Annotated in this window: 17 protein-coding genes; 3 read left to right on the forward strand and 14 right to left on the reverse strand. The window is 67.4% G+C overall.

All coding sequences use genetic code 11. The features are described 5' to 3' along the window. Positions 1–32: 32 nt before the first annotated feature. Complete coding sequence (locus tag FBR43_RS11020) at positions 33–1,559, reverse strand: acyl-CoA carboxylase subunit beta (protein ID WP_136943173.1); 1,527 nt, start codon at positions 1,557–1,559, stop codon at positions 33–35. 98 nt (positions 1,560–1,657) lie between these two features. On the opposite strand from FBR43_RS11020, the gene FBR43_RS11025 reads away from it, so the two are divergent. After that, positions 1,658–3,055: a helix-turn-helix domain-containing protein gene (locus FBR43_RS11025; RefSeq protein WP_136943174.1), complete on the forward strand. Its 1,398-nt coding sequence runs from the start codon at positions 1,658–1,660 to the stop codon at positions 3,053–3,055. 3 nt (positions 3,056–3,058) lie between these two features. Here FBR43_RS11025 and FBR43_RS11030 read toward each other — a convergent pair whose 3' ends face one another. The 5 genes from FBR43_RS11030 to rpsU all read right to left on the reverse strand — a co-directional run bounded on the left by FBR43_RS11030 (position 3,059) and on the right by rpsU (position 6,841). Then, a complete protein-coding gene (locus tag FBR43_RS11030) occupies positions 3,059–3,190 on the reverse strand; it encodes a DUF2474 domain-containing protein (RefSeq protein WP_136943175.1) in 132 nt (43 codons plus the stop codon). Next, positions 3,190–4,200, reverse strand: a complete 1,011-nt coding sequence (cydB, locus tag FBR43_RS11035; protein ID WP_136943176.1) for a cytochrome d ubiquinol oxidase subunit II — start codon at positions 4,198–4,200, stop codon at positions 3,190–3,192. Before cydB ends, FBR43_RS11030 begins: the two co-directional genes overlap by 1 nt. Continuing rightward, positions 4,197–5,699, reverse strand: a complete 1,503-nt coding sequence (locus FBR43_RS11040; protein WP_136943177.1) for a cytochrome ubiquinol oxidase subunit I — start codon at positions 5,697–5,699, stop codon at positions 4,197–4,199. Before FBR43_RS11040 ends, cydB begins: the two co-directional genes overlap by 4 nt. Positions 5,700–5,894: 195 nt before the next feature. After that, positions 5,895–6,512, reverse strand: a complete 618-nt coding sequence (locus FBR43_RS11045; protein ID WP_136943178.1) for an FKBP-type peptidyl-prolyl cis-trans isomerase — start codon at positions 6,510–6,512, stop codon at positions 5,895–5,897. Between the two features lie 122 nt (positions 6,513–6,634). Continuing rightward, positions 6,635–6,841, reverse strand: coding sequence for a 30S ribosomal protein S21 (gene rpsU, locus FBR43_RS11050; RefSeq protein ID WP_010162663.1), 207 nt, complete (start codon positions 6,839–6,841; stop codon positions 6,635–6,637). Between the two features lie 138 nt (positions 6,842–6,979). Here rpsU and FBR43_RS11055 point away from each other — a divergent pair, with 138 nt between their 5' ends. Then, positions 6,980–8,278 carry an MFS transporter gene (locus FBR43_RS11055; RefSeq protein WP_136944169.1) on the forward strand — a complete coding sequence of 433 codons (1,299 nt, stop codon included), beginning with the start codon at positions 6,980–6,982 and terminating at the stop codon, positions 8,276–8,278. Between the two features lie 100 nt (positions 8,279–8,378). Here FBR43_RS11055 and FBR43_RS11060 read toward each other — a convergent pair whose 3' ends face one another. The 3 genes from FBR43_RS11060 to FBR43_RS11070 form a co-directional block, all read right to left on the reverse strand. Beyond that, positions 8,379–8,771: a response regulator gene (locus FBR43_RS11060; RefSeq protein ID WP_136943179.1), complete on the reverse strand. Its 393-nt coding sequence runs from the start codon at positions 8,769–8,771 to the stop codon at positions 8,379–8,381. Positions 8,772–8,832: 61 nt separating this feature from the next. Beyond that, complete coding sequence (locus FBR43_RS11065) at positions 8,833–11,286, reverse strand: ATP-binding protein (protein ID WP_136943180.1); 2,454 nt, start codon at positions 11,284–11,286, stop codon at positions 8,833–8,835. After that, positions 11,279–12,598, reverse strand: a complete 1,320-nt coding sequence (locus FBR43_RS11070) for a putative bifunctional diguanylate cyclase/phosphodiesterase (protein WP_249276550.1) — start codon at positions 12,596–12,598, stop codon at positions 11,279–11,281. The genes FBR43_RS11065 and FBR43_RS11070 overlap by 8 nt, the downstream gene beginning before the upstream one ends. Positions 12,599–13,080: 482 nt before the next feature. On the opposite strand from FBR43_RS11070, the gene FBR43_RS11075 reads away from it, so the two are divergent. Beyond that, positions 13,081–14,424 (forward strand): UDP-glucose dehydrogenase family protein, encoded by a 1,344-nt coding sequence (locus FBR43_RS11075; protein WP_136943181.1) that lies wholly within the window; start codon positions 13,081–13,083, stop codon positions 14,422–14,424. A 20-nt stretch (positions 14,425–14,444) separates the two neighbouring features. On the opposite strand, the gene FBR43_RS11080 is transcribed toward FBR43_RS11075, so the two are convergent. The 5 genes from FBR43_RS11080 to FBR43_RS11100 form a co-directional block, all read right to left on the reverse strand. Next, the gene (locus tag FBR43_RS11080) at positions 14,445–15,233 is read right to left on the reverse strand and encodes a transglutaminase family protein (protein ID WP_136943182.1); all 789 of its coding nucleotides are present in this window, start codon (positions 15,231–15,233) and stop codon (positions 14,445–14,447) included. Further along, entirely contained in the window at positions 15,233–16,168 is a 936-nt protein-coding gene (locus tag FBR43_RS11085; RefSeq protein ID WP_169542671.1) for an alpha-E domain-containing protein, read from the reverse strand. Before FBR43_RS11085 ends, FBR43_RS11080 begins: the two co-directional genes overlap by 1 nt. Before the next feature lie 19 nt (positions 16,169–16,187). Continuing rightward, entirely contained in the window at positions 16,188–17,684 is a 1,497-nt protein-coding gene (locus FBR43_RS11090) for a circularly permuted type 2 ATP-grasp protein (RefSeq protein WP_136943184.1), read from the reverse strand. Positions 17,685–17,772: 88 nt separating this feature from the next. Then, the gene (locus FBR43_RS11095; protein WP_249276551.1) at positions 17,773–18,405 is read right to left on the reverse strand and encodes a redoxin domain-containing protein; all 633 of its coding nucleotides are present in this window, start codon (positions 18,403–18,405) and stop codon (positions 17,773–17,775) included. A gap of 14 nt (positions 18,406–18,419) precedes the next feature. Then, positions 18,420–20,483 (reverse strand): protein-disulfide reductase DsbD family protein, encoded by a 2,064-nt coding sequence (locus tag FBR43_RS11100; protein ID WP_136943185.1) that lies wholly within the window; start codon positions 20,481–20,483, stop codon positions 18,420–18,422. Between the last annotated feature and the right edge of the window lie 7 nt (positions 20,484–20,490).

A 20,490-nucleotide genomic window follows, 5' to 3' on the forward strand; every position in this document is an offset into this window, starting at 1 on the left:
TGCAAGGACATTATAAGGCTACCCACGGCAGCTCACAACGGGATGTTGTCATGCTTCTTCCATGGATTCTCGAGCGCCTTCCCCCGCAGCTTGCGCAGGCCAAGCGCGATGCGCCGCCGTGTCGAATGTGGCTGGATCACCTCGTCAATGAAGCCCTTGCTCGCCGCCACGAACGGGTTGGCGAAGCGCGCCTCGTACTCCGCGGTCCGCTCGGCGATCTCCTCGGGCGTGCGGCCGCGGAAGATGATCTCGACCGCGCCCTTGGCGCCCATCACCGCGATCTCGGCGGTGGGCCAGGCATAGTTCAGGTCGCCGCGCAGATGCTTGCTCGCCATCACGTCGTACGCGCCGCCATAGGCCTTGCGCGTGATGACGGTGATCTTGGGCACCGTCGCCTCGCCATAGGCGAACAGCAGCTTGGCGCCGTGCTTGATGATGCCCGAATGCTCCTGCCCCACGCCCGGAAGGAAGCCCGGCACATCGACGAAGGTGACGATCGGAATCTCGAACGCATCGCAGAAGCGCACGAAGCGCGCGGCCTTTTTCGATGAATTGATGTCGAGCACGCCTGCCAGCACCATCGGCTGGTTGGCGACGATGCCTACGGTGCGCCCCTCGATCCGCCCGAAGCCGGTGAGGATGTTGCCGGCATGGGCGGGCTGCACTTCGAAGAAATCGCCCTCGTCGACCACTTTCGCGATCAGTTCGTGCATGTCGTACGGCATGTTCGCCGATGGCGGGATCAGCGTATCGAGGCTGGGCTCGATCCGGTCCCATGGATCGTCGCTCGGCCGCTCGGGCGGCGCCTCGCGGTTCGACAGCGGAAGGAAGTCCACGAAGTCGCGGGCGCCAAGCAGCGCCTCGATATCGTTTTCGAAGGCCAGATCGGCGACCCCCGACTTCGTGGTATGCGTCACCGCTCCACCCAGTTCCTCCTGCGTGACGATCTCGTTGGTAACGGTCTTCACTACATCCGGGCCGGTGACGAACATGTACGACGAATCCTTCACCATGAAGATGAAGTCGGTCATCGCGGGAGAATAGACCGCGCCGCCCGCGCACGGCCCCATGACGAGGCTCAATTGCGGCACCACGCCGCTCGCGAGCACGTTGCGCTGGAACACCTCGGCATAGCCGCCCAACGACGCCACGCCTTCCTGAATGCGCGCGCCGCCCGAATCGTTGAGGCCGATGACGGGCGCGCCGACCTTCATCGCCATGTCCATGATCTTGCAGATCTTCTGCGCGTGGCGCTCGGAGAGCGATCCGCCGAACACGGTGAAGTCCTGGCTGAACACGAAGACGAGGCGGCCGTTGATCGTGCCCGATCCGGTGACGACGCCGTCGCCGGGGACGATCTGATCCTGCATGCCGAAATCGGTGCAGTTATGCTCGACATACATGTCGAGCTCCTCGAACGAGCCCTGGTCGAGCAGCACGTCGAGCCGCTCGCGCGCGGTGAGCTTGCCCTTGGCATGCTGCGCGTCGATGCGCTTCTGTCCGCCGCCCAGTCGTGCGGCGGCGCGCTTGGTCTCGAGTTCGGCGATCGTCGAGGACATGGGCACTCCCGTCTTGCGCTGCCGGCGTCCTTCCACGCGCAGCGCCGAAAGGCAAATGTGATGTTGCAAACCGGCCGACCCTGTGTTTGCAAACTGCAATGCCCTCGCCTCGCCTGTTCGCCGGCCATCAGTTGCGCGCGTTGCGCCGCCGTCACGCGCTGACGCAGGCGGCAGCGGCCACCCGGCTGGGCATCTCGACGAGCTATCTGTCGCAGATCGAGAATGGCGACCGGCCGCTCACTGGCCTCGTGCAGGCGGCGCTCGCCCGCGCCTTTCCGCACGAATGGGGCGAGATTGGTGAGGATGCCGGGCTGACCGCCGCCGCGCTCGCCGCCGCGACCGATCCAGCGGTCGACGGCCCCGCCGCGCCCGATCCCGGCCTGCACAAGGCGCTGCGCCAGCAGCCGCAGCTCGCGCGCCGGCTGGTCGCGCTGCACGCCGCCTATGCCCGCGTCGAGGCGCAGGTGCGCGTGCTCGACGACCGTGTCGAATCGGGCGAGAGCCTGCGCCGCCAGCCCTGGGAAGCGGTGCGCGACTGGTTTCATCACGCCGGCAACTACATCGATCCGCTCGATCGCGCCGCCGAGGCGCTTGCCGCGCGCTTTCCCGCCGATGCTACGCCGCGCCGTGCGATCGCCGAGCGGCTGCAAGCACGTCACCGGGTCACGATCGAGGGTGGCGGCGGGCAGCATGGCAGGGCGCTTCGGCTCTATGATCCGCAGCGGCGCACGCTCACGATCGACCGGACGCTGCCGCCCGAAAGCGCGCTGTTCCAGCTGGCGCACCAGCTCGTACGCCTCGAGCTTGAAGCGGCGATCGAGGCGATCGTCACACAATCGGGCCTCGCCGACGAAGCGGCGCGCGCGCTACTTTCGGTAGGGCTCGCCAACTACGCCGCGGGCGCGCTGCTGATGCCCTATGCCGCGTTTCGCGATGCCGCGCGCGGCGTGCGGCACGATATCGATCGGCTGCGCCAGCAATTCGGCGTCAGCTTCGAGCAGGCCTGCCATCGCCTTTCCACGCTGCAACGGCCGGGCGCCGAGGGCATTCCCTTCTTCTTCTGCCGCGTCGACATGGCGGGCAACATCACCAAGCGCCATTCGGCGACGCCGCTCGAGTTCGCGCGCTTCGGCGGCGCGTGCCCCTTGTGGATCGTCCACGAGGCGGTCGCGATTCCCGATCGCATCCTGGTGCAGCGCGCCGAAACGCCCGATGGCGTGCGCTACGTCACCATGGCCAAGGGACTGGTGAAGCCATCGGGGAGCTTTGCGCGATCGCCGCGCCGCTATGCCGTGACGATCGGCTGCGAGACGCGCCACGCGGCCGATTTCGTATATGCCGACGAACTGCGCCCCGACGGTCCGGCAACGCCAATCGGCAGCTCGTGCCGCATCTGCCCGCGCACCGCCTGTGACCAGCGCGCCTTCCCGCCCGCCGCCTCGATCATCGAGATCGACCCGAACGCGCGCGCGATAGTGCCCTATGGCTTTCGCTGATCGCTAGCTGTTCAGCCAGCCGCGCAGCAGCATCGCCACCACCCCCAGCACGCCGACGCTCGCCCCCCAGATCGCCGCCATCCAGCCCAGCCGCTTCCACAAGGGCTGGCCTTCGGCGCGCTCGCCGGGGCGCATCAGTGATAGCCCTCGGTGCCCACCTTGCCGCGGAACACCCAATAGGCCCAGCCGGTGTAGACGAGGATCACCGGGATCAGCACCGATGCACCCACGAGCATGAACCACTGGCTGGAGGCGGGCGCTGCCGCCTGCCAGATCGTCACGCTGTCGGGCACGATATAGGGGAACATGCTGATGCCGAGGCCGATGAAGCTCATCAGGAACAAGGCGAGCGCCAGCAGAAAAGGGCGCAGCTCGCGCTTCTTCGCCAGCGACCGCCAGAAGGCGAAGGCGATGATCGCGGTGAGCAGCGGCACCTGCGACGTCAGGTAGATCGCAGGCGCGTTGAGCCACTTGGCGCGATATTCATAGTCGAGCCCGAGCGTCGCCAGGCTGACGAGGCCGATCGCGAGCAATGTGGCGATGCCGAAGCGGCCCGCTAGCCGATAGGCATGCGCCTGCGTGCCGCCCTCGGTCTTCCAGATGAGCCAGGTAGCCCCGAGCAGCGCATAGCCCGCCACCACCGCCAGCCCGCACAGTATGCTGAACGCGCTCAGCCAGTCGAGCCAGGCGCCGCCATAGGCGCGACCGTCGACGGTAATGCCCTGCAACAGCGCGCCGAGCGTCACGCCCTGCGCGAACGCAGCGGTGAACGAGCCCAGCGTGAACGCCAGATCCCACCAGCGCCGGTGCCCCGGATCGCGCCAGCGCGCCTCGAACGCCACCCCGCGGAACACCAGCCCCAGCAGCATCGCGATAATCGGCGGGTAGAGCGCCGGGAGGATGATGGCATAGGCAAGCGGAAACGCCGCGAACAGCCCGCCGCCGCCCAGCACCAGCCACGTCTCGTTGCCGTCCCATACGGGCGCGATCGCGTTCATCGCCTGATCGCGCTCCTCGCCCACGTCGAAGATCGGAAACAGGATGCCGATGCCGAGATCGAAGCCGTCCATCACCACATAGGCGAACACCGCAAAGGCGATGATGAATGCCCAGACGGTAGTGAGATCAAGGTCGACGCCGCTCATTCGGCGGGACTCAGCACGGGCGCCTGGCCTTTGGCCTGTTGCGCGGGGCCGGGCGTGATGCCCGCCGAGCGGATCGGCGCCTCGTCGTCGATCCCGTGCTCGCCCACCAGCACGCCCTTCGACATCAGCCGCAGGATGTACCAGGTGCCGAAACCGAACACGATGAAATAGACGATGACGAATGCCATCAGCGATGCTCCCACCGCGGGTGCGGCGAGCGGCGAGGCGCTTTCGGCGGTGCGCATGAGGTTGTAGACGGTGAAGGGCTGGCGCCCCACTTCGGTCGTGATCCATCCGGCGATCACCGCGATGAAGCCCGACGGCCCCATGCCGATCGCCGCACGGTGCAGCCACGGCCAGTCGTACAGCTGGCGGCGCCAGCGCGCGACGAGGCTCCACAGCCCCAGCCCCAGCATCGCAAAGCCGATGCCCACCATGATGCGGAACGACCAGAACAGGATGGTGACGGGCGGCTCGCGATCGTCGGGCACGCTGTCGAGCCCGGCGAGCGGCGCGTTGGGATCGTGCTTTAGGATCAGCGACGACGCCTTGGGTATCTCGATCGCATAGTCGACGCGCTTTTCCGCAGGGTTCGGAACGCCGAACAGGATGAGCGGCGCGCCGTCGGGATGGCTGTCGTAATGGCCTTCCATCGCCATCACCTTGGCGGGCTGATGCTCGAGCGTGTTGAGGCCGTGGAAATCGCCCGCGACGATCTGGATCGGCGCAACGATCGCGGCCATCCACATCGCCATCGAGAACATCTTGCGTGCCGCCGCGGTCGAGCGAGCGACGCCGGCATCGTCGCCCGCCTCGGCGGGATCGCCGTCATCGGCATCGACATGCCGGTCTCCACCGCGCGCCTTGAGCAGCTGGAACGCGCCGACCGCGCCCACCACAAGCGCGGTCGTGAGATAGGCGGCGATGACGGTGTGCACTAGTCGATAAGGAAAGCTGGGGTTGAACACGATCGCCCACCACGAGCCCGCCGGCACGAACTGCCCCGCTTCGTTGATCGCGAAGCCCGTGGGCGTCTGCATCCAGCTGTTGACGCTCAGGATCCAGAATGCCGAGATGAAGGTGCCGAGCGCCACCATGCAGGTGGCGGTGAAGTGCAGCTTGCGCCCTACCCGGTCCATGCCGAACAGCATGACACCCAGGAAACCGGCTTCGAGGAAGAAGGCGGTCAGCACCTCATAGGCCATCAACGGCCCCAGGATCGGCCCCGTACGGTCCGAAAAGACCGACCAGTTGGTGCCGAACTGGTACGACATCACGATGCCCGAGACGACGCCCATCGCGAAGGCGACGGCGAAGATCTTGACCCAGAACTGGAATAGGTCGTGATACACGTCGCGGCCCGTCTTGAGCCACAGCCCTTCGAGCACCGCCAGGTAGCTCGCCAGCCCGATCGAGAAGGCGGGAAAGATGAAATGGAAGCTGACGGTGAAGGCGAATTGGATGCGCGCGAGCAACAGCGCGTCGGCCTGATCGAACACGGGGTGCGGACTCCGGTTGCTTGACGGGTGCAACGTCGCTGCGCCCGGCAGGGTCCGACCTTTTCTTCCGCGCTATCGATCGCGCCCCGCGTACGGTCCCGCGCGGCTCCTATAGTCGCGCGATCATGCGAGGTTCAAGCGCGTCGTCGGCCCACCCGATTGCACGGGGTGCAACCACAATGCAGCTGTCCGCGGTTACTCGCCCGCGGGCGGTGCCGGCGGTGCGCCGGGGGCGCCGGGTGCGCCCTGCATCATCATTTGCTGCTGCTGCATCTGCCGCACCACCGCCTCGGGCACGAAATCGATCATCTCGACGTCGAAGATCAGCAGCGAATCGGCCGGGATCACCTCGGCGCCAGTGCGCGGATCGGTACGCGCCTCGGCACCGTACGCGAGCTCGGGCTTGATCCAGAAGCGGTACTTGGCGCCCTTGGGCATCAGCTTGAGCCCCTCGCCGAAGCCCGGGACGACACCGGTGGGCGACATCGGCGTGGGCTGCTCGCTCTCGTCAAAGGTTTCGCCGCTGCGCATCTTGCCGACATAGTTGACGAGCACGAGGTCGGTGTCGGTCGGCGTCGGGCCCTCGCCGGCCTCGAGCACGCGATATTGCAGGCCGCTCGCGGTCTGCACCACGCCCGGCTGACTGGCGTTGTAGGCAAGGAACTCGGCATTGCCGCCGGTCTGCGCCACCACCTGCGCCGTGCCCTTCCACGCCAGCAGGCCCGATGCCAGCACCGCGACGGCGATGCCGATGACGAGCCACAGCACATAGCCGCGCTTCACGGGACGAATCGGTACGGCGGTGTTCGACATCGAAGCGTTTCCGGTAAGGGTATGAGAGGCGATCCGCCCGCCCCGGCCGCACGTTAAAGCGCGAACCGGGCGAGCCGATCAGCCGAAACGGCGACGGTCAGGCACCAGAGGTGCCGGCCGGCTTACCGCGCGCCGTCGCGCTCCATGCGCTTGCGCTCGAGCTTGCGGGCGCGGCGCACAGCGGCGGCACGCTCGCGCGCGCGCTTCTCGCTCGGCTTCTCGTAGTGCCGGCGCAGCTTCATCTCGCGATACACGCCTTCCCGCTGCAGCTTCTTCTTGAGCGCCCGCAAAGCCTGGTCGACGTTGTTGTCGCGAACGATGATCTGCATAAAGTCCGTAGCTCCGATCAATAGAATCAGGTTCGCCGGAAACGCGGTTTCCGGGCGTTGGGCGGGCCTCTACGCCGAATGCCCACCGATTTCAAGGCAATTGCGGCGCTTGATGCAGCGCCGCCGATGCGCCACGCCATGACGATGCACAGCGACACCCCCGCGCCGCTCACGCGCGAACGGCTGCGATCGATCCTCGGCGGATCGGCGGGCAATCTGGTCGAATGGTACGACTGGTATGCCTATGCCGCGTTCACGCTCTATTTCGCGCCGCGATTCTTTCCCGGCGACGATCCGACGGTCGAGTTGCTCCAGGCCGCCGCCGTATTCGCGCTCGGCTTCTTCATGCGGCCGATCGGCGGCTGGCTGATGGGCGTCTATTCGGACCGCCATGGGCGCAAGGCGGGGCTGACGCTGTCGGTCACGCTGATGTGCGCCGGCTCGCTGCTGATCGCGGTGACGCCCAGCTATGCGAGCATCGGCGTTGCCGCGCCTGCGCTGCTGCTCACCGCGCGGCTGATGCAGGGGCTTTCGGTAGGCGGCGAATATGGCGCGAGCGCCACCTATCTCTCCGAAATCGCCGGCCGCAACCGCCGCGGCTTCTTCGCGAGCTTCCAATATGTCACGCTGATCGGCGGGCAGTTGCTGGCGCTGGGCGTGCTGCTGGCATTGCAGGCGACGATGAGCGAAGCGGCGCTCGAGGCATGGGGCTGGCGCATTCCCTTCGCGATCGGCGGGGTGCTCGCGGTCAGCGTGTTCTGGCTGCGGCGCGGCCTCCTCGAAACCGAGAGCTTCGAGAACGCCCGTACTGCCGATCGCCGATCAGGTCTGTGGGCGCTGTGTCGCGAGCATCCGCGCGAGAGCCTGACGGTGCTGGCGCTGACCGCGGGCGGCACGCTCGCCTTCTATGCCTATTCGATCTACATGCAGAAGTTCCTCGTCAACACCTCGGGTTTCGATCGCGAGACGGCATCGGCGATCAACGCCGCCAGCCTGTTCGGCTTCATGCTGCTGCAACCGCTGGTGGGCGCGCTTTCGGATCGCGTCGGCCGCAAGCCGCTGATGGTGGGGTTCGGCGTGCTGGGCGTCGCGTTCACCTACCCCATCTTCACGACGCTGGAGGATGTGCGCGACCCGTGGACGGCGTTCGCCATCTGCTTCGGCGCACTCGCGATCGTTTCGGGCTACAGCGCGATCTCGGGCGTGGTGAAGGCCGAGATGTATCCCGCGCACATCCGCACGCTGGGCGTGGCGCTGCCTTATGCGCTGGCAAATGCCGTGTTCGGCGGCACCGCCGAATATATCGCGCTGTGGTTCAAGAATGCCGGCATCGAGCGCGGCTTCTACTGGTATGTGACGGCGATGATCGGCGTATCGCTGGTGACCTATCTGCGCATGCGCGACACGCGGCGGCACAGCTTGATCCTCGAAGATTGACGCCAGAACATGCGGCGGCCTTCGGCCGCACCACTCCACCATCCTGCGGATGGTCCCCCTCCCCGTGCCGGGGAGGTGCCGCAGGATCGCAACCCCGATCCTAGAGCAGCATCCCGCCTTCGTCGGACTTGCGCGCGAAGATGCGTCCGATGGCGTCGAACAGCGCGTCCATCGCGACGGGCTTAAACAGCACCTCGTCGGCGCCGGCACTCAGGCAGCGCTCGGTGAGGCCCGGCGCGGTGTCGGCGGTCACGACGATGATCGGTATCGCCGCCTTGGCATCGTCGCGCGCGCGGATGCGCTCGATCGCCTCGAACCCGTCCATTCCCGGCATGCGCAGATCGACCAGCACGATATCGAATGCCTCGGCATCAATGCGGCGCAACCCCTCCTCGGCGCGATCGGCCTCGGCCATCGTCGCGCCCGCCACGTCGAGCATATCGCGGACGACCCTGCGGTTCATGGGATCGTCTTCAATGAAGAGAATGTTCACCGCCGGTGTTCCGACTGATGCACTGAAGTTGGTTTCGCGACCATATCGAAATGCTATCTGCTCATGCGGCATTCGAAACAAGTGAAGTTTCACTCGTTTCACCGAAGAGTTTCGCCAGCAGCGCGGCACCTGCGACGGGCTTTGCCACCACCATCGTCGCGCCCGCGGCTTCGATCGCCGCGCAGACCGCGGCGTCGGGGGCGCGCCAGAGCACGGTCAGGCTGGCGCCATGCGCGCCGGCAGCCCCAGTGATGCGGGCCAGCGTTGCAATGCGCGCATCATCATCGTCCCCTGCGAGCGACGCATCATCGACGAGCACGCAATGCGGATGATCGCTCGCGATGGCTGCGATCGCCGCATCGGCATCGCCTGCGAACGCGACGCCCGCGACATGCGGCGCCACCAGCGTGCGCAGCATCGCGCGGGTGATGGGATTGCGATCGACGATCAGCATGTCGCTGCACGCCCCCTGTTCGACAATGGCGGGCGCGCTCGCTTCGATCAGCGGCAGGTCGACGGTGAAGGTGGAGCCCTCGCCTACCACGCTCTCGACGCGCACGTCGCCGCCCAGCGCGCGGGCAAGATTGCGGCATATCGCCAGGCCGAGCCCGGTGCCGCCATATTCGCGTGTCGTGGTCGAATCGGCCTGACGGAACGTCTCGAACACCTCCTCGATACGATCGGCCGGAATGCCGATGCCCGAATCGCGTATCGAGATCAGCAACCGGCCCTTCGCCGCGTCGGCGCGTGCCGAGAGGCACACGCCGCCCGATGCGGTGAACTTGATCGCGTTCGACAGCAGGTTCGACACGATCTGGCGCAGGCGGCCGGCATCGGTTTCGATCCAGCCCGGCGCGGCATCGAAATCGGCCTTGAACCCCAGACCCTTTGCGCGCGCCTGATCGCCCCACATGCGTGACAGCTCTTCAAGCGCGGGCAGGAGATCGACCGGCGCCGGCGCGATCTCCAGATGGCCTGTCTCCATCTTGGCCACATCGAGAATGTCGTCGACCAGCGCGCGCATCGCGACGCCCGCGTCGTGCACCACCGATACGCGGTCGCGATGTGCCGGCGGCAGATCACGCGCGGCGAGCATTACCTGCGCCATGCCCAAGATGCCGTTGAGCGGGGTGCGGATCTCGTGGCTCGTCGTCGCCAGGAATTCGGTCTTGGCAGCGAGCGCCTTGCCCAATGCGACGTTGGTCGTCGCCAGCTCGGCATTGGCGTCGCGCACCTGATTGCGGCTGCGGCGGATGGTGAACAGCCCGATGCTCAGCAGCAGGACGATCACCAGCGCGCCGCCGCCCAGCCCGGTAAACAGCGTCTGCTGGAAGCGCGCATTCGATCGCTCGAGCGCGATGCCCGCACGCAGTTCGTCGGCCTTGAGCCGCGCGATGCGCAGTTCCTGGTTGGCGAAATCGAACCGCGCCGCCATCAGCGCGGTGTTGGTCGATGCCGCCAGCCGCGTTTCCTCGTCGGTCAGCCGCCGCAGCGCGGTGAGGTGTGCCAGCGCAAGCGGTGCGTCGCCGAGCGCCTCGTAGATATTGTAGGCCGCGACATGCGCGTCGCGATAGGGCAGCGTCGTCGTTTCGATCTCGACGCCTTCGAAGGCGCGGTCGATCAGCCGGCGCGCCTCGTCCATGCGCCCGCCGGCGAACCGCGCCTCGGCCTCGATCACGTCGATATGCGGCCGGAAGCTCGCTGCCTCGGGACTGGCAGTGATGGCACGCGCCTGCGCGATGCGGATGTCGGCAGCCGCAAGCCTGCCCGCCTCGACATCGGCCTTGGCGAGATTGTGCAGGATGCGCGCTGTGAACGGCTCGCTTTCAAGCTCGCGCGCGATCGCCAGCGCCTTGCGATATTCGGCAATCGCCGCGTCGAACCGGTCGAGCGCGAGCAGGCTGGTGGCGCGGTTGTTGGAAAGCGTGAGCGACAGGATGGGATCGCCCGAGAATACCTCTTCGGACTGGCGATAGTAGCGATCGGCCGTCGCGTGATCGCCACCCATCACGTACAGTCCGGCAATGCCCTGCAAGGCAATCGCCTGGCCGCGCGGATGACCAGCTGCACGATAGCTCTCGAACGCCTGCTGATAGCTTTGCAGCGCATCGGCGGCGCGCAACGTATCGGATTCGGCATTGGCCTTCGTGAGCAGCACGTCGCCCAGAAGGCGCGCGTCGCCCGCTGATCGCGCCAGCGCCACCGCGCTTGCGATGAGCGGTGCTGCCCGATCCGACCGATCGATGCGCACCAGCGCCTCGGCCGCGAGACCGCGTGTGTTGGCAAGCGTTGCGCGCTTGCCCGGCGGCGCCATCGTCACCGCGCGCCGCTCGAGCGCCATGGCGAGACGGAAGGCAGCGGCGGGATCGGTGAGCATCGCCTCGCGAACGCGCTTGATGTCGGCGTCATACTGATGCGGGATAGGCTCATCGGGTGCCGCCAGCGCCGGCATGGCGCAGACGCCAAGCATCAGCACGGCGACCAGGCTGGTGCCCCAATTTACGCGATCAGGCACGCTTCCAGAAGCTTTCCGGCCGCCCGAAGCTCGGTCGTGCCGCGTTGGTGACCGCGAGATGGCGTTGCTCGGCAACGAACTGGCGCAGCGCGCCGATGGCGATCGGCCGGCTGATGAGGAAGCCCTGCGCCATGTCACAGCCCATCACGCTCAAGAGCGCCAGCGCCGCCGGCGTCTCCACGCCCTCGGCGGTCACTTCCATGTCGAGCGCGTGCGCCAAGTCGATGGTCGAGCGCACGATCAGCGGATCGCGGTTGCTGCTCGTCAATTCGAGCACGAACATCTTGTCGATCTTGAGCTCGGATGCCGGCATCTGCTTGAGATAGGCGAGCGACGAGAGCCCGGCGCCGTAATCGTCGATCGCCAGTGCCACCCCGATATCGGCGAATTGCCGCAAATGCCGGATCGCGCTTTCGGGATCGCGAATGACGGCAGTCTCGGTGATCTCGAAGCCGATCCGCGCGGGCACGCCGCGCACCATGGTGCAGACCTGCTCGACGAACGCCGAATCGGCGAGCAGCACGCCCGAGATGTTGACGAAGATCGGGATGTCATGGCCATCGGCAGCGAGCATTTGCTGGTCGGCGATGACCTGCCGGATCGTCCACAGCGTCAGCGCGCCGATCTTGCCGCATTCCTCGGCGAGCTGGATGAAATCGCCGGGAAAGATCAGCCCACGCTCGGGATGCTGCCAGCGCACCAGCGCTTCGGCACTGACGATCTCCTGCCGGCGAAGATGCACCTTGGGCTGATATTGCAGGAACATCTGCCCCTCGCTCACCGCCGAGCCGAGATCGCGGATGAGCGCCAGACGATCATAGGCATGTTCGATGCGCGTGAGATCGCGCACGACGTCGCGCTGGTCGGCATGTGCCTGCGCAAGCGCCGATTCGGCCGCCTCGACCAGCCGCACGTCGTCATCGTCGTGCACCGGCATTGCCGCGCCGGCGAACAGCATCTCGAGCGTGTGCAGTTCGCCATCGATGTCGAAAGGTTGCGCGAAACGCGTGCGCAGCCGCGCGATCACTTGATCGGCTTCGGTAGGGACGGAGCCTTCGAAACAGACTTCCACCGCCGCGCGGCCCACTGGCGCGATGCGCGCACCGGGCAGGACTTTGGCGATCTCGGCCGCGATCTCCGCGATGAGTCGCTCGGCGCGAAGCCGGCCAAGCAGCCTTCGCAGCGTGCTGAAGTTGCCAACTTCGGCAAGGATCAGCATCCGCCAGGCCAGCCCGGCGACCGTCGCCAGACCGGGATCACAGGCCGCCGGTGCCGCAGCGCCGCCATCGTCAAGGGGACGGGGATCAGACATCTCCTCCGGCATCTAGGCCGCGCGCCTTGCCATCCCGTTAACTTGCGGTCCCGCAGTGGCACATTGGGCGCGGCGGACCAAGCTTGCCTGCCTTGTGCGAAGCTTAACTTTCGATTAAGTATTTTCTCGCGTGCACGTCGCAACGCTGGGAGATACGGCATGTTCGATCTGTTTTTTGGTGAGAAGTACGGCCACCTGCTTCGGCCGTTCTGATTGAATTTTGTCGGGCCGGGGGCGCGGATCGCGCATCTCGGCCCGATCGACTGAAGGTTGCCGCGTCCAGCGGCGAGGTTCGGCTCCTTGCGGAGCCTTTTTTTATGCCGTTAACAAAGCGCCACGCCGTATCGCGACGATACGCGCCGGCGCATCGGCGGCGATGCGCGTTGACCGTACCGCCCGATCTTGGCAAGCGCGCGCATGCAAGCGCAGCGCATCGAAGCTCAGCTCCGCGCCGCACCATTATTCGGGAGTAGATCGGCGCCATGCGCATCGTGATGATCGGATCGGGCTATGTCGGCCTAGTCTCGGGGGCGTGCTTCGCCGACTTCGGCCACGACGTCGTCTGCGTCGACAAGGACGCGGCCAAGATCGAGAAGCTCAACGCCGGCGGAATTCCCATCTTCGAGCCGGGCCTTGATGCGCTGGTGGCGAAGAACGTCGCTGCCGGCCGGCTTTCGTTCACCACCGACCTTGCCGGCCCGGTCGGCGAAGCCGAGGTCGTGTTCATCGGCGTCGGCACGCCGACGCGGCGCGGCGATGGCCATGCCGACCTCTCCTACGTCCACGGCGCCGCGCGCGAGATCGCGGCCGCGATCCGCGGTTTCACCGTCATCGTCACCAAATCGACCGTGCCCGTGGGCACCGGCGACGAAGTCGAGCGGATCATCCGCGAGACCAATCCGCAAGCCGATTTCGCCGTTGCCTCGAACCCCGAATTCCTGCGCGAGGGCGCCGCGATCGAGGATTTCAAGCGCCCTGACCGCATCGTCGTCGGCATCGAGGACGAGCGCGCGCGCGCGCCGATGGAGCAGGTCTATCGCCCGCTTTATCTCAACAAGTCGCCGATTCTGTTCACGCGCCGGCGCACCAGCGAACTCATCAAATACGCCGCCAACGCCTTCCTCGCGATGAAGATCACCTTCATCAACGAGATCGCCGACCTGTGCGAGAAGGTGGGCGCCGACGTGCAGGAAGTGTCGCGCGGCATCGGGCTCGACAATCGCATCGGGTCGAAGTTCCTGCACGCCGGCCCCGGCTATGGCGGATCGTGCTTCCCCAAGGACACGCTGGCACTGGTCAAGACCGCGCAGGACCATGACAGCCCGCTCCGGCTGATCGAGACGACCGTGGCGATCAACGACACGCGCAAGCGCGCGATGGCGCGCAAGGTGATCGCGGCGATGGGCGGCGACGTGCGCGGGCGCACCGTCGCGATCCTAGGCCTCACCTTCAAGCCCAATACCGACGACATGCGCGAGGCGCCTTCGATCTCGATCATCCAGGCGTTGCAGGATGCCGGCGCGACGATCCGCGCCTACGACCCCGAAGGCATCGATGCGGCGCGCCCGCTGCTCGATGAAGTGACCTACGCCACTTCGGCCTATGACGCAGCGCAGGGCGCGGCGGCGACGGTGATCGTCACCGAATGGGACGCGTTCCGCGCGCTCGACCTTGGCCGCCTGCGCGATGTGATGGCAGCACCGGTGCTGGTCGATCTGCGCAACATCTATGTTCCGGCCGATGTCGAGGCGGCGGGGCTGCGCTATGCCGGTATCGGCCGGGCGAGCGAGCGCGACCCGGCGGACGTGCGCGAAGCTGCCGAATGACCAGCGGACGCGGCCGCCGGCTATTCTTGCCGGCTGCCGCGCGCGACGTGCAGATCGACGTCGAGCGCCTCGCTCCCGGCGCCGAGACGCGAGCCGGCCACCGGCGCGGCATCATGCGCATCGAGACCGACGCACATGCGCACATGGCGTTCGTCGGCCGTCCCGCCGCGCGACGGGTCGATGGCGATCCAACCCGCGCCGGCGCGCGATGCGATCTCGACCCAGCCGTGCGGCGCGCCATGGTTCTCCTCGCCGAGCAGATAGCCGCTGACATAGCGCGCGGGCGTGCCGAGCGAGCGCATCGCCGCGATCATCACCTGTGCCGCCTCGCGCACGCTCGGGTCGCCCGCGGCGAACGCCTCCGCCGCATCGCGCAGCGTCTCGCCCGATCCGTCAGCCGGCCGGGCCATCACGCCAAGCGCGCCGGCAATCGCCAGCGGATCGCCATGCTCCCGTGCGAAGGCGGCGATCGCGGCGTCGGCGCGCGTCGCCGGCGTATCGCGCGCGTAGAAGGCCGCGGGCAGCGTCTCGATCACGCCGCTGACGTGCCCGTCGCGCATGCTGGTCAGCACTTCGCCCTGCACGCTGATCTCGATCGCGTCGATCGGACCATCGGCATAGAGCATCGTCACCTGATTCCCCAACCCGTCGCGATGCCGCCGCAATCGCGCATCGCAATCGACGTCGATGCGCCAGTCGACCACCGTCTGGCTGTCGCTGTCGTCGGGCCATAACCGCAACAACTGCACGATGCGCGACTGCGGTTCGGAAAACACGTAGCGAGTGCGGTGATCGACCGAGATGCGCATCAGATGAACCGGAACTGCCGGGCGATCGCCGCATCGAGCGCGGCATTGTCGCCGATGAACCCGTCGAGCCATTCGTGCAGGCCCTTGACGATGACCTCGTGCGTACGCGTGCGGTGCATCCGCGACATGCGCGCGCGCGCCAGCCGGTCGGCCTCGCCCTGCAATCCCGTGCGCCGGCCGAGCAGGCTGAGCATCTCGACCGTTTCCTCGGCGCAGGCGGCAAGGCTGCGTGGAAGTTCGGGGCGCGCCAGCAGCAGGTCGATGACCAGATTGGGCCGCAGCCCTTCGCTGTAGAGCCAGCGGTAGGCCGTGACCGCCGATACGGTCTGGAGGATCGTCGTCCACTGGTCGCGGTCGACGACGCCGCCCACTTGCTCGCCCTCGGGCAGCAGCAGGTGATATTTCACGTCGATCAGCCGCGCGGTGTTGTCGGCGCGCTCGATCGCGGCGCCCAGCCTGATGAACCACACCGCCTCGTTGCGCATCATGCGCATCACCGCGCCTTCGAAGCCGCGCGTCTCGGCCTTGACCGCCTCGACGAGGCCGAGCGCCGACATCGCATCGCCCGGCCGCAGCCTGCCGTTGAAGATCAGCCATGCCCGGTTGATCGCCGTCCACGATTCGCGCGTGAGCGCGGTGCGAACGGCACGTGCATTGTTGCGCGCCATATCGAGGCAGCGCACGACCGATCCGGCATGGTCGGTATCGACGGTTAGGAAGCGCACGACACTGGCCTGATCGATCGCGCGGCCGGTCTCGGCAAAGGCGTCGGCGCCGTAGGTGACGCTCAGCGCACTGCCCCATGCCGCCTCGCCCGCCGGCGTGGGCGACAGCGCATCGAGCCGCACCGTCGCCTCCACCAGCCGCGCGATGAAGTCGGCGCGCTCGACATAGCGACCCAGCCAGTAGAGCGAGGCGGCGGTGCGCGAGAGCATCAGCATGGACGCGGCTCCCTCACAGCCCCAGTTCCTGCTGCTGCACCATGTCTCCCATCGTCTGCGATTGGGCGAGCGTGCGCGCATCGGGCATCAGCACGAAACTGTCCTTGGTGCCGCCGCCCTGGCTCGAATTGACGACGAGCGAGCCTTCGCGCAGCGCCACGCGCGTGAGCCCGCCGGGCACCACCTGCACGCCGCCGCTGCCCGAGAGCACGAAGGGGCGGAAATCGACATGCCGGGGCGCCAGCCCCGCCTCCGCCAGTGTCGGCACCGTCGACAAGGCGAGCGTTGGCTGCGCGATATAGCGATGCGGCTCGGCGACCAGCGCGGCGCGAAACGCCTCGATCTCGGCGCTGCTCGCGGTCGGCCCCACCAGCATCCCGTAGCCGCCCGATCCGTCGACGAGCTTGACCACCAGCTCGGGCAGGTGATCGAGAACATATTTGAGCGCCTGCGGCTCGCGGCAGCGCCATGTCTCGACATTGGGCAGCCGCGCCTCGCCGCCCGAATAGAAGCGCACGATCTCGGGCATGTAACTGTAGATCGCCTTGTCGTCGGCGATGCCGTTGCCCGGCGCGTTGATGAGCGCGACATTGCCCGCGCGGTACGCCGCCATGATGCCGGGCACGCCGAGCAGCGAATCAGGGCGGAACACGATGGGATCGAGAAAATCGTCGTCGATGCGGCGATAGATGACGTCGACCTTCACGCGGCCGGCGATCGTCTGCATCCAGACGACATCGTCGTCGACGACCAGATCAGCGGGCTCGACGAGTTCGATGCCCATCGAATCGGCGAGAAAGCTGTGCTCGTAATAGGCGCTGTTGAAATGCCCCGGCGTCAGCACGACGCACACGGGGCGGCTGCCAGCACCGGTGGGGGCGACCGAGCGCATCGTCTCGAGCAGCCGGTCGGGATAGCTGTCGACCGCCGCCACGCGAAACTTGCGGAACAGCTCGGGACACAGGCGGATCATCGCCTCGCGATTCTCGAGCATGTACGACACGCCCGAGGGCGTGCGCGCATTGTCCTCAAGCACGAAGAAATCATCGGGCCCGGTGCGCACCAGATCGATACCGCAGATATGTGCCCAGATGCCGTGCGGCGGCGCGATGCCCACGACCTCGTGGCGGAATTGCGGGTTGCCGAGGATCAGCTCGGGCGGCAGCACACCTTCGGCGAGGATGCGCTGCTCGCCATAGATGTCGTTCAGAAAAGCATTGATCGCGTCGACGCGCTGAATGAGCCCTTCGGAAAGCCGTGCCCATTCGTCGGCCAAGAAAACGCGCGGCACGATATCGAAGGGGATGATGCGTTCGGACGCCTCGCTCTCGCCATAGACGGCGAAGGTGATGCCGAGTTGCCGGAACGTCGCCTCGGCGGCTTCGGAACGGCGCGCAAGATCGTCGGAAGGGGTCTCGTCGATCCAGCGGGCGAGCTCGGTCAGCGCGGCACGCGGCCTGGCGGGGCCGTCATGCCCCCATATCTCGTCGAACGCGCGGCGATCCCCCATCTACCCTCAAAGCCCGAAGCGACAATTCGTTGCATCGTGTCAGGCTTTGTTGCACCGCACAAGGGCCGGGCGATCGCCGCGCCGCGCGTCAGGCCACTTCGGGATATTTGACCGAGCAGCCATAGGGCCGCGTTTCGGCCTGCGAGACGGGACGGCCCGCCTTTAGCTCGCCCAGCGCCGCGGTCACGTGATTGCGTGCCGATGCGATGTCGGCGACGTTGGCGGTGGGCTTGTCGTCGATGCCGCCCTGATAGACGAGCGTGCCCTGGGGATCGATGACGTAGAGGTGCGGCGTCGTCTTGGCGCCATAGCCCTTGCCGACGACGCCCTTCGGGTCGAGCAGATAGTTGGTCGACCTGAGCTTCTGCTCGGCAAACAGGCTTCGCGCTTCGGCTGGCGCCATATGCCCCTGCTTGCCCGGAGCGCCCGAATTGATCGTCAGCCAGACCGCGCCGCCCGCCACCGCGGCAGCCTGCGTTTTCTGCATGTTGCCGCTGTCATAATGCTTCTTGACGAACGGACAGCCCGGATTGTGCCATTCGAGCACAACCGTCTTGCCCTTGAAGTCGGAGAGGCGGACGGTGCGGCCGTTCATGTCGGTGAGCGCGAAATTGCCCGCCTTCTGTCCCGTCGTCTGCTGCGCCGCGAGCGGCACGGTAGCAGGCAGCGCGAAGGCGGCGATCGCCGCGAGGCCGGGGAGCATCCAGTGCTTGGCTTTCATGACATCTCTCCTCTTCATCCGCCCACTGCCGCCGCTTGCGGCGCGGGCAATCGGGTCAGCATCGATGTGGTGAGCAGTTGCGGCAGCACCTGCGGCGTTGCGCTGCCCGGCGCATACCAAAGATAGAGCGGTACGCCGGCGCGATTGTGCTTCTCGATGAAGCGGCCGAGTTCGGGATTGCCATCGGTCCAGTCGCCCACCAGCACCTGCACCCCGCCGCTCTTGAACGCCTCGGCGACGGCGGCGGTCTCGATCGCGGTCTTTTCGTTGACCTTGCAGGTCACGCACCAGTCGGCGGTAAAATAGGCGAATACGGGTCGCCCCTCGCCCTGCATCCGCGCCAGCGTCGCCTCGGTGAAGGGCTGCGCGCCGAGTGCAGCGACGCGCGGTGCCGCATCGGCAGGTGCGCGCTCGACCAGCACGATCGCGGCGAGCGCCAGCGCGCCGGCCGCCGCGCCCGGCACCCAGGCGCGCGATGAACCGCGCGTCTGCCGGCTACCCGTCCACCACAAGGCGAGCGCGAGCAGCAGCGCCGCCGCCAGTCCCAGCGTCATGCCGTCGACGCCGGCCTGCCGGCCGAGCACCCAGGCGAGCGCCAGCGCGGTCAGGAACATCGGCACCGACAGGATATGGCGGAAGCGCTCCATCCACGGCCCCGGTCGCGGCAGCCGTCGGCGCAGCGCGGGCGAGAGGCCGATGGCGAGGAAGGGCAGCGCCAGCCCGAGCCCCAGCCCCGCGAACACCAGCATCGCCGCCCACCAGGGCAGCACCAGCGCGGTGCCGAGTGCAGCGCCCATGAACGGCCCGGTGCACGGCGTCGCGACGAACGCCGCGAGCGCGCCCGTGGCGAACGCGCCGCCGCTGCCGCGCGCGCTCAGCCGATTGACCGCGCCGGGCGCCGGCAGCTCGAACACGCCCGCCAGATTGAGCGCGATCGCCGTCACCAGCAGCAGCAGGACGAGGATGATGCGCGGATCGGTGAGCTGGAACGCCCAGCCCACCGCCTCGCCGCCCGCGCGCAGCAGCAGCAGCACGCCGCCCAGCGCCGCGCAGGCGAGGATGGCGCCGGCGGTATAGGCCAGCCCTTCGGCGCGCGCGGCGCCCGCGTCTTCGCCCGCGCGCGCGAGGCTCAGCGCCTTGAGGCTCAGGATCGGGAATACGCAGGGCATGATGTTGAGCAGCAGCCCGCCGAGCACCGCGCCGGCGAACGCCGTCAGCGCCAGCGCGACATCGAAGCCCGCAGTTTGCGGCGCATCGCCTGCCGGCACCGCGCCCGGCATGGCGGTCAGCGCAAAGCCGTTGCCGTCGCCGACCGAGAGCACGCCCTCGATACGCGGCGGCCCGGCGCCCTGCGCACTGGTTTCGAGGATCAGCAGGTCGCCCGCGCGCCGCACCGTCTGCGGCGCCGAGAAGCTTGGGCCGCTCGCGGCAAGCGGGAAGAAATAGGGGTCGGCAGCGGCGGCATCGGCAGGCCAGGGTATCGCGATGCGGAACATGCCATCGGCCACCGCATAGCGCGCGGGCGAGCCGAGAGGCTTGGGCATCGCCGCGCGCCAGCGGTCGAAATCGGCACGGCGCGCAGGGTCGATCGCGCCGTCGCCCACCGTCAACCGCGTCTCGAGCTCGCGCGTCTCAGGCACGCAGATCTCGTTGGTGCAGACCAGATAGTCGGCGCGCACCTTGATCGGCAGCGCCGTGCCCGGCGCAAGACCGGCGGGAATGCCGAGCGTGACGAACTGTGTGAAGGGGCCTTGATACACATAGTTCATCAGTCCGCCGATGAGCAGGCGGTGCGGCACGGGATATTCGAGCGGCCCCGCTGTGACGCCGGCGGGGAGCGTCCAAGCAAGCGTGGTCTCGATCCCCGCGTCGCCGGGGTTCTTCCAATAGCCATGCCAGCCGGCATCGGGCTTCGACACCAAGGCGAGCGTCACCTCACTGCCGGGGGCGGGCCGATCGCTCTCGGCGACGAGGTCGATGGCGATATGGCGCTCGCCGGCGGGCGCGAGCTGCGCCGACGCCACAGGCGCGAGCAGCGCGGCCGTCAACAACGCCAGCAGGAGTCGAACCAACGTCATGCTCCGG

Origin of the sequence: Sphingomonas baiyangensis (genome assembly GCF_005144715.1) — a bacterium.
Classification (GTDB): Bacteria; Pseudomonadota; Alphaproteobacteria; order Sphingomonadales; family Sphingomonadaceae; genus Sphingomonas; species Sphingomonas baiyangensis.

Coding starts and splice junctions, on each gene's coding strand:
- FBR43_RS11030 (WP_136943175.1), bottom strand. CDS start 3,190: ATGCGCCCCGGCGAGCGCGCCGAAGGCCAGCCCTTGTGGAAGCGGCTG.
- FBR43_RS11100 (WP_136943185.1), bottom strand. CDS start 20,483: ATGACGTTGGTTCGACTCCTGCTGGCGTTGTTGACGGCCGCGCTGCTC.
- FBR43_RS11055 (WP_136944169.1), top strand. CDS start 6,980: ATGACGATGCACAGCGACACCCCCGCGCCGCTCACGCGCGAACGGCTG.
- FBR43_RS11085 (WP_169542671.1), bottom strand. CDS start 16,168: ATGCTCTCGCGCACCGCCGCCTCGCTCTACTGGCTGGGTCGCTATGTC.
- rpsU (WP_010162663.1), bottom strand. CDS start 6,841: ATGCAGATCATCGTTCGCGACAACAACGTCGACCAGGCTTTGCGGGCG.
- FBR43_RS11080 (WP_136943182.1), bottom strand. CDS start 15,233: ATGCGCATCTCGGTCGATCACCGCACTCGCTACGTGTTTTCCGAACCG.
- FBR43_RS11045 (WP_136943178.1), bottom strand. CDS start 6,512: ATGTCGAACACCGCCGTACCGATTCGTCCCGTGAAGCGCGGCTATGTG.
- FBR43_RS11090 (WP_136943184.1), bottom strand. CDS start 17,684: ATGGGGGATCGCCGCGCGTTCGACGAGATATGGGGGCATGACGGCCCC.
- FBR43_RS11025 (WP_136943174.1), top strand. CDS start 1,658: ATGCCCTCGCCTCGCCTGTTCGCCGGCCATCAGTTGCGCGCGTTGCGC.
- cydB (WP_136943176.1), bottom strand. CDS start 4,200: ATGAGCGGCGTCGACCTTGATCTCACTACCGTCTGGGCATTCATCATC.
- FBR43_RS11075 (WP_136943181.1), top strand. CDS start 13,081: ATGCGCATCGTGATGATCGGATCGGGCTATGTCGGCCTAGTCTCGGGG.
- FBR43_RS11095 (WP_249276551.1), bottom strand. CDS start 18,405: ATGAAAGCCAAGCACTGGATGCTCCCCGGCCTCGCGGCGATCGCCGCC.
- FBR43_RS11020 (WP_136943173.1), bottom strand. CDS start 1,559: ATGTCCTCGACGATCGCCGAACTCGAGACCAAGCGCGCCGCCGCACGA.
- FBR43_RS11070 (WP_249276550.1), bottom strand. CDS start 12,598: ATGTCTGATCCCCGTCCCCTTGACGATGGCGGCGCTGCGGCACCGGCG.